We start from the raw sequence: 11,915 nt of genomic DNA, 5'->3' as shown, positions 1-11,915 counted from the left end.
GAGTGACCGAGGGGCGGGCGGGCGGGGGAAGAACCGCCCGCCCCTCGGGGTGCTCAGCCGAGTTCGGCTTCGAGGGTCTCCTGCACCTCGGCGAGCTTCGCCTTCACGTCGCCGCCGTTGACCCGCAGGTCTTCGACCGCCGTGAGCACCTCGCGCCAGATGACCTTGCTCTCGGTCTCGAAGCCCTCGACGAGCGTCGACTTCGAGGTCTTCGCGGCCTCGAGGAACTGCGTGGCCCAGGGGTTCGCCTCGAGGAACGCGGCATCCGGCTCGACGTCGGTCGCCATGGCCGAGGCACCGAGGCCCGCACGGATCGCGGTCTGCCCCTCCTCCCCGAGCACCCAGCGCACGAAGTCCTTCGCGGCCTCCTTGTTGTCGCTGTTCGCGTTGACCGCGATGATCAGCTGCGAGTTCGAGCCGGGGTTCGCGAGCGGCAGCGGAGCCGCGCCCATGTTCTGACCGTTCACGGCGTTGTCGGGGTTGCTCGTGATCGTCGTCGCGACGCCCGAGTTCTCGAACAGCATGCCGACCTGCCCCTGACCGAACTTCGCACGGAACGTCGACGCGTCGTCGCCGATCGGGGCGACGCCCGAGGCGAAGGTCTCGAGGAACGCCTCGACGGCCTCGACGTTCTCGGCCCTGTCGATCGTCAGCTCGTCGCCGTCGCTGAGCTCGCCGCCGAATCCGTAGATCCAGTTGGCCATCTCGAGCGTCCAGCCGTCGATCTCGGCGGTCTGGTGACGCCCCGCCCAGCCGGCGATGCCCAGCTCGTCCTTGATGGTCTGCGCGGTGGTGAGGAACTCGTCGAACGTGGTCGGTACCTCGAGCCCGAGCTGGGCGAAGATGTCCTTGTTGTAGATGACGGTGCTGTAGGTCGGGCGTTCCCAGTTGAAGCCGTACTGCCCGCCGTCGAAGACGCCGGCCTCGTTGGTGTTGTTGAGGTCGTCGCCGAGCTCGTCGGCGATGTCGTCGAGGGGCTCGAGCACACCGGCATCCACGAGCGAGGCGAACTGGCTGTCCTGCAGCACCATGACGTCGGGGCCGCCGCCGGCGCCGAGCTCGGTGCTGAGTTTGTCGGCGTAGTTGGCGAACGGGATCTCGACCTTGGTGAGCTCGATGTCGTCGTTCGGTCCGGTGTATCCCTTGACGGCGTCCCAGATGATGGGACCCTTGCCGTCTTCGAGGAACTGCCAGTTCGAGAACGTCAGCTCTCCTCCGGCGCTTCCGGCATCGCTCTCTCCGCCCGACGCGCAGCCCGCGAGGGCGATGGCGGCGACGGCGGCGACGGCGGCGAGGCCGGTGATCCGCAGCGCGCGTGCGTTGCGGGACGGGTTCTGGGGGTTCGACTTCACTGTTCACTCCTTTGGCCAGCAAGTTCTCTGCGACGGTGCAGCCGACTCCTCGCTCGGGACGCGTGAAATCGGTTTCATAAAGATAACTTCGTAGTCTTCACGCTGTCAAGGACCAAATGGTTACGCAACCTCCGACGATGTGAACCGGCGCATGGAGGCGTCGACTTCCGTGAGGGGTCACGACACGCCGCGACTCGCGGGAGAGTTGCGGCGTGTCTTGACCCCTCACGAGCAGAACAGATGGGAAACGACGGATGCCGCGAGGGCTGAGCCCCCGCGGCATCCGTCGTTCTCGAACTCAGGCCAGCCAGGCCGGGGCGCGCCCGCGGAGCACCCCGCGGTCGACCGAGAAGCGTCCGGCACCCGTGAAGGCGATCGCCAGAGCGGAGGCGCCGAGCAGGGCGACGAACTCGTACCCGCCCTCGCCGACCCAGAAGCCCGCGGGCAGGTGCACCAGCACGAGCGCCACCACCATGTCGACCGCCAGCAGGATGCCGGCCAGGCGGGTGAAGAGACCGAGCACGAGCATCGCTCCGCCGATCAGCTCGAGGAAGGCGACGAAGGGAGCCGCGATCTCGGGCAGCGGCACGCCCATCCCGGCGAAGCTCTGCGTGGTGCCGGCGAGCGTGTACTCGAAGATCTTCTGCGCGCCGTGGGCGAAGAAGATGCCGCCGACGGCGACGCGGAGGACGAGAAGTCCCCAGGCGGTCGCGGCGGAATTTCGGGCGGTGGTGTTCGTCATGAGGAGGCCTTCCGTCGTGGCAGGACACCGCGCGCCAGGCGCGGAGCGGGCGGGGGAACCCGTCTTCGACGCTAGGAAAGCCACCTTTCGGTTTCCTGTGGGCGTGGCCCGTCCCTGCACAACGTCGGAGATCCCGGCCGACACGCCGGCCCGGCATGCGTCTCGCCGGCATGTCGCTTCGGAACTCCGAAGTTGTGCGGCTCAGGGCCGCACGAAGAGGGCCCGAAGTTGTGCGGCTCAGGGCGGCACGAAGAGGGACGGATGCCCGGCCCACGGGCATCCGTCCCTCGAATCCGAGACTCAGCGGTGCGCGGCGACCACCTCGGCGACGGCGGTGCGCTCGGCCTCGGTGGGCTCGGCGATCGCCATGCGGCAGTACGCGTCGACCACGTCGAGCACGCGGTAGGCCTCCTTCATGCGGGCCATGTCTCCGCCGATCAGCGAGACGACGTCGTCGACCGCGGCCTGGGCGGCGGCGATCGCACCGGCATCACCCGATCGACCCGCATCCGCGAGTGCACGGAACGGCTTCGGCGTCACCGACGAGACACCCGAGACGACGCCCTGCGCCCCGGCGCCGACGGCGGCGATCAGGTCGCGGTCGGCTCCCGTGTACAGGTCGAAGTCGGCCGGAACCACCGCGCGGTACGCGGCGATCTCGTCGAGCGACAGTTCACTGAGCTTCGCCCCGACGACGTTCGGCAATGCGGCGAGGCGCACGAGCAGTTCGGGCGAGACGGTGTTGCCGCTGCGTGCGGGATAGATGTAGACGTACAGGCGGCCGGCGCCCACGGCATCCGACACCGCCTGGAAGTAGTCGAAGATCGCGTCGTCGGTCGACTTCAGGTAGTACGGGGTGAGGGCCGCGAACTCGGTCGCGCCGAGTCCGCGGGCGATCTCGACCAGGCGCACGGCCTCGAAGGTGCTGGGCTGGCCGACATGCACGATCACGCGCATGGTGCCGGCGAGTTCGGTGATCGCGGCGCCGACGAGGGAGCGGAACTCCTCGACGTCGACGGCGGGGAACTCCCCCGTCGTGCCGAGGATGAACGCGCCCTCGTTGCCCGACTGCCCGACGAAGCGGAAGATCGCGCGCGACCCCTCCAGGTCGAGGCTGCCGTCGCGGTGGAACGCGGTGGGGACGGCGGTCAGGATGTCGTAGCGGGTCACTTCTCGTTCTCCTTGGAGTTCTTGCGCGCCTTGCGGAGCGCGCGGGGGGATGTGTCGACGTTGCGCACGGTCGACGTGAGCAGGTCGGGGTTCGCTGCGAGCTCCTGGTGCGCCTTCTCGATCTGCTCGCGGCTCTCGTCGTCGAGGATCGAGTCCTCGAGCGACGTGCGCTCGGCACGCGGCTTGCGGGCGGCACGGATCGCGGGCATCACGATCGAGAGCACGGCGAGGGCGAGCAGCACGATCGCGATCGGGCTGACCACCTCGAAGAACGGCCGGGTGGGGAGGATCGCGAGGGTGCGGGCGAGGTTCTCCTCGGCGAGCGGGCCGAGCAGCAGCCCGAGGACGACGGGGCCCGCCGGCACCTGCATGCGCTTGAGCAGCACACCCACCACACCGAACACGAGCATCGTGACGACGGTCGACAGGCTGTTCGAGGTCGCGTAGGTGCCGATGATGCAGAAGATCAGGATGCCGCTCCACAGGTACGGCTGCGGCACGTCGAGCAGCTTCACCATGCCCTTCATGCGAATGAGGCTGAGCACGAGCGAGAGGATCGTGGCGACGAGCATGATGCCGACGATCGAGACGACGAGGTCGGGACGGTTGGTGAACAGCGTCGGCCCGGGGGTGATGCCCCAGATGATCATCGAGCCGATCATCACCGCCATGACCGAGTCGCCGGGGATGCCGAGCGCCATCGTCGTGGTGAGCGATCCGCCGAGCGTCGCACTCGACGCCGTGTCGGAGGCCGCGACGCCCTCGATCGAGCCCTTGCCGAACATCTCCGGGTGCTTCGACGCCTTACGCGCCCGTTCCCATCCGATGAGGCCGGCGATGTCGCCACCGGCGGCCGGGATGAGGCCGACGCCCAGGCCCACGGCCCCGCCGACGGCGGTCGCGCGGCCGGACTGCCTGAGCTCCGACCGGTTCGGCCACCAGCGGCCGAGGCTCGAGATCGGCCGCACGTTCGACTTCTTGTACGTGAGCAGTTGGTCGAACAGCTCGGCGATGCCGAAGAGGCCGATGATCACGGCGATGAAGTTGACGCCCTCGACGAGCTCGAGCACCCCGAAGGTGAAGCGCTGGTCGGCGGTCGCGGCGTAGGTGCCGACGCTGCCGAGCATGAGACCGAAGAGGCCGGCGAGGATGCCCTTGAGCATCGACTTCGACGAGATGCCGATCATGATCGAGATGCCGAAGACGACGAGCGCGAACAGCTCGGGCGACTTGAAGTAGTCGCGGGCGAAGCTGGCGATCGGCACGGCGGCGACCGAGAACAGCACGAGCGAAGCGAGGATGCCGACCGCCGAGACGATCGCCGAGATCGTCAGCGCGAGTCCGGCCCTGCCCTGTTTGGCCATCGGGTACCCGTCGAGGGTGGTGGCGATGGATGCCGGGGTGCCGGGCGTGTTGATGAGGATCGACGGCACCCGGTCGCCGAAGTTCGCGGCGACGTAGATCGTCAGCAGCACGGCGAGACCCTGCACGGGCTCGAGGGTCATCGTGAAACCGGCGGCGAGCGCGACCGCCATGGTCGCGGTGATGCCGGGGAAGGCTCCGACCATGAAGCCGAGCACGAGGCCGACGAGCATGTAGAGCAGGATCGAGATGTCGAGGAGCGAGTTCAGCCCCTCCATGAGCGCGTTCACAGGGGAATCCTCAGGAGCATCCCGAACACGACGTAGACGAACGCCGTGACGGAGGCGGAGTAGATGACGAGGCTCAGCCAGCGGCGGTGGCCGTAGAGGAGCATGAGTGCGGCCATCAGCAGGGCGGCCGCGACCGGGAACACCTCGATGCGGTAGCCGAACAGGATGACCGTGCCGAGCGACCAGAGGGCGATGAAGGCACCGGTGATCGCGAGCGTGGCGATGACGCGCAGATAGCCGCCGGGCTGGATGCGCTCGAGGTCTTCACGGGTGGGTGCCGGACGGGTCAGTGCGACGGCGAGGATCGCGATCGCGATGACCACGCCGGTGACGCCGATGACGAGAGGCCAGAAGCGCGCATCGATCTGCCCGGGGGCCGCCGCGCGGCGGAGCGGGATCTGCGTGGAGAGGAAGAGGTAGCCGGCGGTGAAGGCGAGGGCCACGACGCCGAACGCGATCTCGAGGCCCCGGGAGGCGGGTGCGCCCTCGTACTCGTCTTGCGGTGCCGCCTCGGCGGCGATGTCGGGGGTCGACATGAGGTCTCCTTCGTTGGAGGGGAGCACTGCGGGGCCGGCACGCGCCGGCCCCGCAGGAGTGTTCTCAGCCCAGGAGGTCCTGGAACAGCGCGAACTGGTCGTCGACGTACGTCGTCCACTCGGCCGAGTCGCGGTAGACGACGAGGTTCCCGGCATCCGCCTGGAACTTCTGGTAGCTGTCGGACTCGACGGCCTCCTTGACCGCGGCCTCCAGCGTCGACTTCACGTCATCGGGCAGGCCCTGCGGGGCGTAGATGCCGCCCCAGCCGCCGAAGACGACTTCGTCGCCGATGGCCTCTTCGACCGTCTCGACGTCTTCGGCGTCGGGGTGGCGCTCGTCGTTCATGACGGCGAGGATGCGCACGGCCTCGCCCTGCGCGAGCGCTTCGCCCAGGCCCGAGACGGCGGCGACGGTCTCGCCGGACGCCGCGGCGGCGACGGCCGTCGCACCGCCGTCGTACGGAACCGGGGTGAAGTCGGCGTCGGTCGCGGTGCCGAGGCCGACGGTCGCGGCCTCCCAGATCGAGCCGGCGCCGGAGTTGGCGACGGTGACGGGGCCGGACTTCGCCTGGGCGACGAGGTCTTCGAGGGTCTCGATGCCGCTGTTCGCGCCGACCGTGATGACGCCGGGGGCGAGCATGATCTGGCCGAGCAGGTCGAAGTCCGAGGGGTTCACGTTCGCACCCTGGGTGGTGTTGAGCATGGCGATCTCGACGGGCGCGAAGCCGATCACGTAGCCGTCGGCGTCCTGCGAGCCGACGTACTCCATGGCCAGGGCTCCGGCCGCACCGGGCATGTTCTCGGGGATGACGCTGACGCCGAGGATCTTCTCGAGCTCGGTCGCGAGGGCGCGCGACGACAGGTCGGATCCGCCGCCGGGGTTGGCCTGGATGATCAGGCGGATGTCCTTCTCGGGGAATGCCGACGCGGCATCTTCGCCCTCCTCGACCTTGGTGCAGGCCGAGACGACGAGAGCGGTGGCTGCGAGGGCGGCGAGTGCGGCGGCCGCCCGGGTGATGCGCTTGCGGGGCATCTTTGCTCCTCTACGTGGGTCGACCGTGTTGTCGACATCGCGAGGCTAACAGTGTTGACTGTTAACAGTCAACACTTCGTCGCACGAACGTGGATAGTAGAGGTGCGGTTCGAGTTCCAGAATGCCAGGATGGTGGGGACCGTGGAGGGCGGAGAATGTTCGACGAGCGAAGACGACAGGAAGCGCTCGAGGAACTGGGGATCCTCGACACCCCGCGCGACGAGCGCGTGGACCGAGTAGCACGACTGGCCAAGGAGATGTTCGGGGTACCGATGGTGAGCGTCTCGCTCATCGACCGCGATCGACAGTGGCGCAAGACCGAGATCGGGCTCGGCGCCGACGAGGCCCCACGACAGGACTCGTTCTGCGACTACACGGTGCGACAGGATCGCACGGTGGTCGTCGAGGATGCCGCGCTCACCGATCTCTTCGCCGACAACCCGTTCGTGAGCGGTGATCCGCACCTGCGCTTCTATGCGGGGCATCCGCTGCACGCCCCCGGAGGCGAGCCGATCGGCACGCTGTGCGTGCTCGACACCGAGCCCCGCACGCTGACCGACGCACAACTCGACCTGCTGCGGGACCTCGCGTTCTGGGTGCAGTCCGAACTGGCGAACGACGCCGAACTCGATCATGCGGCGGTCATCCAGAGCACACTCCGACCGCACGCGCATCCGCAGGTGCCGGGCTACACGATCGCCGGCGGTTCGGTCTCCCGCGGCGCACTCGCCGGCGATTTCTACGACCTCGGCATGCACGACGGGGCGCTGCGCATCACCCTCGCCGACGCGATGGGCAAGGGCACCGGCCCGGCGCTCATCGCCGCGAGCGTCCGGGCCTCGCTGCGCACAGCGCCCGAACGCGGGCTCGCCGCGTCGATCGCCGAGGTCGACCGGCTGCTCGAAGAGGACCTCGGCGACACGGCGATGTTCGTCACCGCCGTGCACGCCGAGATGTCGCCCACGACCGGCGATCTCGACATCATCGATGCGGGCCACAGCCTCGCGTTCATCCTGCGCGCCGACGGCTCGTGGGAACACCTGCGATCGACGAGCCTACCCCTCGGCATGGGCATGGGCCTGCAGCCCCCCGAGATCCGCGAGCCCCGGAACGCGCGGCTCGAGCCGGGCGATGCCTTCGTGTGCTGCAGCGACGGGCTCCTCGACGTGCTGGATCCCGACGACCCGTACGCCCACGTCTACCGGGTACTCACGGAACTCGGACCGGACGGGGCGATCCGCGAGGCGATGGGCCTGGCGACCGCCGAAGCGGCGACCGATGACATCACGGTCATCGTCGTGAGGCGCGACCGATGACCGCGCGGTTCGCCACGATCCGCATCCTGGCACTGCTGTCGGTGCTGCTCGGTGTGAACTACGTGGCCTGGCGATGGCTCGAATCGGTCAACTGGTCGGCCTGGTGGATCGCGGTGCCGCTCGTGATCGCCGAGACGTACAGCCTCATCGACACGTTCCTGTTCTGCCTGACCATGTGGCGCGCCAAGGAGAGGCCGGCCCCGGTCTCCGAGCCGCGCGGAACGGTCGATGTCTTCATCACGACCTACGACGAACCGATCGAGCTCGTCATGACGACCGCGCGAGCGGCCAAGCTCATCGCCTACCCGCACACCACCTGGATCCTCGACGACGGCTCCCGACCGGAGCTCGAGGCGGCGGCACGCGCCGCCGGGGTGTCGTACCTCACCCGCACGGACGATTGGACGGGCAAGCCCCGCCATGCCAAGGCCGGCAACCTGAACAGTGCGCTCTTCCAGACCGACGGCGAGTTCCTGCTCATCCTCGACACGGATCAGATCCCCGACCCGCTGATCCTGCACCGGACCCTCGGCTACTTCGCCGACGACCCGGAGGTCGCCGTCGTCCAGACGCCGCAGTGGTTCATGAACGTGGACGAGGCGGATCCGCTCGGGGCCCAGGCGCCACTCTTCTACGGACCGATCCAGCAGGGCAAGGACGGCTGGAATGCCGCGTTCTTCTGCGGCTCGAACGCGGTGCTCCGGCGCGAGGCGCTCATGCAGCTGGGCATCATCGGGTACGTGCGCGAGGTCACCGATTCGGCCGCCCGTGCCCTGCGGGCATCCGAGACGATGATCGAGGCGGAGGTCGAAGCGGCGGCCGACGCGAACTTGACGCGCGAGTTCCGCGCGCTGCAGATCGTTATCCGCCAGGGTCGCCGCGACCTGGCGGCGGGCGTCGCCGTCGCCGAGGTGGCCGACCGGGTGCGAGCGGCCGTCGATGACGCGTCGCGCATCCTCGTCGCGCAGGATCTCGCGGGCATCCGCGCCGACCTCGCCGAACTCGGCGCCCTGCCGATCGAGCACGATGCCGAACTCGATGCGATCGTCGTCGACGAGGCAGGGCTCGCGGCACTGGCGGCATCCGACCTCTCCCCCATCACCGCGCTCGACACCGTTCGCGCGCTGCTCGACGCCCTGCGCCTCGATCGCGCAGACGAGGCCCAGCCGATCCTGCCCCTGGCGACCATCTCGGTCACCGAGGACATGGCGACCGCGATGCAGTTGCACTCCCTCGGCTGGCGCAGCGTCTACCACCACGAGATCCTCGCGAAGGGGCTGGCGCCGGAGGATCTGCGCACGATGCTGACCCAGCGACTCCGCTGGGCGCAGGGCACGCTGCAGGTCATGCTGCGCGACAACCCGCTCGTCAAGCGCGGGCTCTCGATCGGGCAGCGACTGATGTACTTCGCCACGATGTGGAGCTACCTCGCCGGCTTCGCCGCCGTCGTCTACCTCACGGCCCCCGTGGTGTACCTCGTCTTCGGCGTCCTCCCGGTCACCGCCTGGTCGGTGGACTTCTTCGCGCGATTCCTGCCGTACTTCGTCGTCAACCAGGTGCTGTTCCTGGTGGTGGCGAGAGGCCTCAGAACCTGGCGGGGCCAGCAGTACTCGCTCGCGCTGTTCCCCGTGTGGATCAACGCCTGCTGGACCGCGTTCGCCAACGTCGTGCTGGGCCGCCCGCTCTCGTTCGCCGTGACCCGCAAGGACGGGCGCGATCCGCGAGGAGTTCCCTGGCGGCAGATCTGGCCGCAGCTGACGGCCATGGTCGTGCTGACGATCGCCCTCATCATCGGCGTGACGCGCGTCATCATCGGCACCGCCGACGGCACAGGCACACTGGTGAACACCGCCTGGGTGCTCTACGACCTCGTCGTGCTGAGCGTCATCATCCAAGCCGCCCGCTACCGTGGGCCGGCCGCCCGAGTCCTCGAGAAAGAGCCCCATGGATCTGAACACTGACACCCGCGACGGCTACTCCGTCATCGCCCTGGCCGGTCGACTCACCGCGACGGGAGCACCGCTGCTGCGCAACGCGGTGAGCGACCTCATCGCGGCGGGGGAATCGAACATCGTCATCGACATGGCGGGTCTGCTGTTCGTCGACTCGTCCGGACTCGGCGCTCTCGTGGGCGGGCTGAAGAGCGCGCGAGTCGCCGGTGGCGACCTGCGCATCGCGGCCGTGCCCGAGGCGGTGCAGACCGTGCTGCACCTCACCAACCTCGACCGCGTGCTGCGCGACCACCCGACGCCGGAATCGGCGTTCGATGGACGCTGAGACCCGCGCGGTGCACATCGACGGGCCGGCCCGGCTCGAGCTCGTCGACCACGTCCTCGACGCACTCGACGGGCTGTGGACGGATGCCCCCCACGTCGCCGACCAGGACCGCACGCTGTTCACCCTCGCGGTGAGCGAGGTGGCGACCAACATGGTGCAGCACACCGACGATCCGGACGGGGTCGCCCTCACCGTCGACATCCGCGTCTCGCCGGACGACCTCCTCGCCACCCTCACCGACACCGCCCCGCCGGCGGAGATCGACTGGGACGGCGTCGAGATGCCGGATGCCGACAGCGAGAGCGGCCGTGGCCTGGCGCTCTCCACCGCCGCGCTCGACGAGTTGCGGCACTACTCCGACGCCCGCGGAAACACCTGGCGTCTGCGCCGGAGACTCGCGCCCTAAGCACGCTTTGTCCTTCGTGCAAGCCCCTATCGCCGGCGCACCCCTCCGGCGACAGTGGACGCATGCTGACGCGATCGAGCACTCCCCGCCCTCTGCACGACGATTCGATCGGCCTGCTCACCCGCGGCTACCGCCTCGGCGAGCACCTCTGGAGGCGCACGGAACCGGGGGCTCGCGCCGTCGGGATGCGCCTGCTGGGAAAGCCCGCGCTGTTCGTGCGCGGCGCCGAGGCGGTATCGCTGTTCTACGACGGCGACCGCATCGCCCGGCACGGCGCGATGCCCGCCTTCGTGCAGAACACCCTTTTCGGGAAGGGCTCGGTGCACAGCCTCGACGGCCCGACGCACCGCCACCGTAAGACGACCTTCCTCGATGTCGCGTACGAGGACGAGCAGGTCGCGCGCCTCGCGCCGCACCTCGAACGCGAGTGGCGGACGGAGGTCGACGCGTGGGCGGCCGGCACGAGCCGCCGCTCCGCCTATGACGCCGCGGTCGGGGCCTTCGGCCGCGCCGTCATGCGCTGGGCCGGACTCCCGGGCACGGCGCGGGCGAAGACCCGGTGGGCCGAGCGCCTCGCGCAGATCGTCGACGGATTCGGTGCGCCCTACTCCCTCGCCTTCCTCAGCGCGCAGTTCAACCGGGCATGGTCCGATCGCCACGCCGAGAACCTCATCATGGCCGTGCGGCTCGGCGAGCTCGAGACCGTCGAGGGCACCGCCCTGCACGAATGGGCCTGGCACAGGGACGAGACCGGCGTGCTGCTGTCTCCGCGCCTCGCCGGCATCGAACTGCAGAACGTGCTGCGGCCGATGATCGCCGTGGCGCGGTTCGTCGCCTACGCCGCGAAGCGACTGCACGAGCATCCCGAGTGGCGCGGGCGCATCGCGACCGAAGCGGCCGAGCGTGGTTCGCTGACCGACGGCCCGCTGGCCACGGCGTTCGCGCAGGAGATCCGCCGCACCTCGCCGTTCGTGCCGATGCTTCCGGCCTGGGCGACGGAGGATGTCGAACTCGACGGCGAGCGGGTGGAGGCGGGCGATCGGGTCGTGCTCGACATCCTCGGCACGAATACGGATGCCGCGTCGTGGAACCGCCCCGGGGACTTCGTTCCGGATCGGTTCGTCGGGATCGACGACTACGAGGCGATCGAGACCTTCATCCCGCACGGCGGCGCGGATCCGCGCACGGGGCACCGCTGCCCCGGCGAGAAGCTCGCGATCGCGGGGCTCGCGGCTGCGGTCTCCGCGTTGAGCGACCGAAGCGTCGAGATCCTCGACGACGGGCTCGAGGTGAATCTGCGCCGCCTCCCGACGATGCCGGCGTCCGGCGGACGCGTCCGCGGCTGCCCCTTCCACCGCCGCGGCTGACACCGGCGGCGCTCGAGTCACGCACCTCGTCGCCGCGGCGGGCGGAGGAGCGCACGGCGCGCGA

The 11,915-nt window shown here is 69.3% G+C and carries 11 protein-coding genes; 5 read left to right on the top strand and 6 right to left on the bottom strand.

The annotated features are described in order from the left end of the window. Window positions 1–53 precede the first annotated feature (53 nt). The 6 genes from ACIPVN_RS11535 to ACIPVN_RS11510 all read right to left on the bottom strand — a co-directional run bounded on the left by ACIPVN_RS11535 (window position 54) and on the right by ACIPVN_RS11510 (window position 6,485). Window positions 54–1,352, bottom strand: coding sequence for an ABC transporter substrate-binding protein (locus ACIPVN_RS11535; RefSeq protein WP_400442846.1), 1,299 nt, complete (start codon window positions 1,350–1,352; stop codon window positions 54–56). Between the two features lie 298 nt (window positions 1,353–1,650). Then, window positions 1,651–2,094 carry a DoxX family protein gene (locus ACIPVN_RS11530; RefSeq protein ID WP_400442845.1) on the bottom strand — a complete coding sequence of 148 codons (444 nt, stop codon included), beginning with the start codon at window positions 2,092–2,094 and terminating at the stop codon, window positions 1,651–1,653. A gap of 300 nt (window positions 2,095–2,394) precedes the next feature. Further along, window positions 2,395–3,264, bottom strand: a complete 870-nt coding sequence (locus ACIPVN_RS11525) for a dihydrodipicolinate synthase family protein (protein ID WP_400442844.1) — start codon at window positions 3,262–3,264, stop codon at window positions 2,395–2,397. Next, window positions 3,261–4,916 carry a tripartite tricarboxylate transporter permease gene (locus ACIPVN_RS11520; RefSeq protein WP_400442843.1) on the bottom strand — a complete coding sequence of 552 codons (1,656 nt, stop codon included), beginning with the start codon at window positions 4,914–4,916 and terminating at the stop codon, window positions 3,261–3,263. The genes ACIPVN_RS11525 and ACIPVN_RS11520 overlap by 4 nt, the downstream gene beginning before the upstream one ends. Continuing rightward, the gene (locus ACIPVN_RS11515; RefSeq protein WP_400442842.1) at window positions 4,913–5,452 is read right to left on the bottom strand and encodes a tripartite tricarboxylate transporter TctB family protein; all 540 of its coding nucleotides are present in this window, start codon (window positions 5,450–5,452) and stop codon (window positions 4,913–4,915) included. Before ACIPVN_RS11515 ends, ACIPVN_RS11520 begins: the two co-directional genes overlap by 4 nt. A gap of 64 nt (window positions 5,453–5,516) precedes the next feature. Continuing rightward, window positions 5,517–6,485, bottom strand: a complete 969-nt coding sequence (locus ACIPVN_RS11510) for a tripartite tricarboxylate transporter substrate binding protein (protein ID WP_400442841.1) — start codon at window positions 6,483–6,485, stop codon at window positions 5,517–5,519. Window positions 6,486–6,640: 155 nt separating this feature from the next. On the opposite strand from ACIPVN_RS11510, the gene ACIPVN_RS11505 reads away from it, so the two are divergent. The 5 genes from ACIPVN_RS11505 (at window position 6,641) to ACIPVN_RS11485 (ending at window position 11,851) form a co-directional block, all read left to right on the top strand. Then, window positions 6,641–7,801: a PP2C family protein-serine/threonine phosphatase gene (locus ACIPVN_RS11505; RefSeq protein ID WP_400442840.1), complete on the top strand. Its 1,161-nt coding sequence runs from the start codon at window positions 6,641–6,643 to the stop codon at window positions 7,799–7,801. Further along, window positions 7,798–9,762 (top strand): glycosyltransferase family 2 protein, encoded by a 1,965-nt coding sequence (locus ACIPVN_RS11500; protein WP_400442839.1) that lies wholly within the window; start codon window positions 7,798–7,800, stop codon window positions 9,760–9,762. Before ACIPVN_RS11505 ends, ACIPVN_RS11500 begins: the two co-directional genes overlap by 4 nt. After that, window positions 9,746–10,078, top strand: a complete 333-nt coding sequence (locus ACIPVN_RS11495; protein ID WP_400442838.1) for an STAS domain-containing protein — start codon at window positions 9,746–9,748, stop codon at window positions 10,076–10,078. The genes ACIPVN_RS11500 and ACIPVN_RS11495 overlap by 17 nt, the downstream gene beginning before the upstream one ends. Further along, entirely contained in the window at window positions 10,068–10,484 is a 417-nt protein-coding gene (locus tag ACIPVN_RS11490) for an ATP-binding protein (protein WP_400442837.1), read from the top strand. Before ACIPVN_RS11495 ends, ACIPVN_RS11490 begins: the two co-directional genes overlap by 11 nt. A 62-nt stretch (window positions 10,485–10,546) precedes the next feature. Further along, window positions 10,547–11,851 (top strand): cytochrome P450, encoded by a 1,305-nt coding sequence (locus ACIPVN_RS11485; RefSeq protein WP_400442836.1) that lies wholly within the window; start codon window positions 10,547–10,549, stop codon window positions 11,849–11,851. The last annotated feature ends 64 nt before the right edge of the window (window positions 11,852–11,915 follow it).

This window comes from Microbacterium sp. NPDC090003 (assembly GCF_044748385.1).
Taxonomy (GTDB): Bacteria; Actinomycetota; Actinomycetes; order Actinomycetales; family Microbacteriaceae; genus Microbacterium.
The sequence above is the reverse complement of the archived record's forward strand: the minus strand, read 5'-3'. Positions and strand labels throughout refer to the sequence as shown.

Excerpts from the sequence above, each read along its gene's own strand:
- ACIPVN_RS11530 (WP_400442845.1), bottom strand. The coding sequence starts at position 2,094 with ATGACGAACACCACCGCCCGAAATTCCGCCGCGACCGCCTGGGGACTT.
- ACIPVN_RS11515 (WP_400442842.1), bottom strand. The coding sequence starts at position 5,452 with ATGTCGACCCCCGACATCGCCGCCGAGGCGGCACCGCAAGACGAGTAC.
- ACIPVN_RS11510 (WP_400442841.1), bottom strand. The coding sequence starts at position 6,485 with ATGCCCCGCAAGCGCATCACCCGGGCGGCCGCCGCACTCGCCGCCCTC.
- ACIPVN_RS11505 (WP_400442840.1), top strand. The coding sequence starts at position 6,641 with ATGTTCGACGAGCGAAGACGACAGGAAGCGCTCGAGGAACTGGGGATC.
- ACIPVN_RS11500 (WP_400442839.1), top strand. The coding sequence starts at position 7,798 with ATGACCGCGCGGTTCGCCACGATCCGCATCCTGGCACTGCTGTCGGTG.
- ACIPVN_RS11495 (WP_400442838.1), top strand. The coding sequence starts at position 9,746 with ATGGATCTGAACACTGACACCCGCGACGGCTACTCCGTCATCGCCCTG.
- ACIPVN_RS11490 (WP_400442837.1), top strand. The coding sequence starts at position 10,068 with ATGGACGCTGAGACCCGCGCGGTGCACATCGACGGGCCGGCCCGGCTC.
- ACIPVN_RS11485 (WP_400442836.1), top strand. The coding sequence starts at position 10,547 with ATGCTGACGCGATCGAGCACTCCCCGCCCTCTGCACGACGATTCGATC.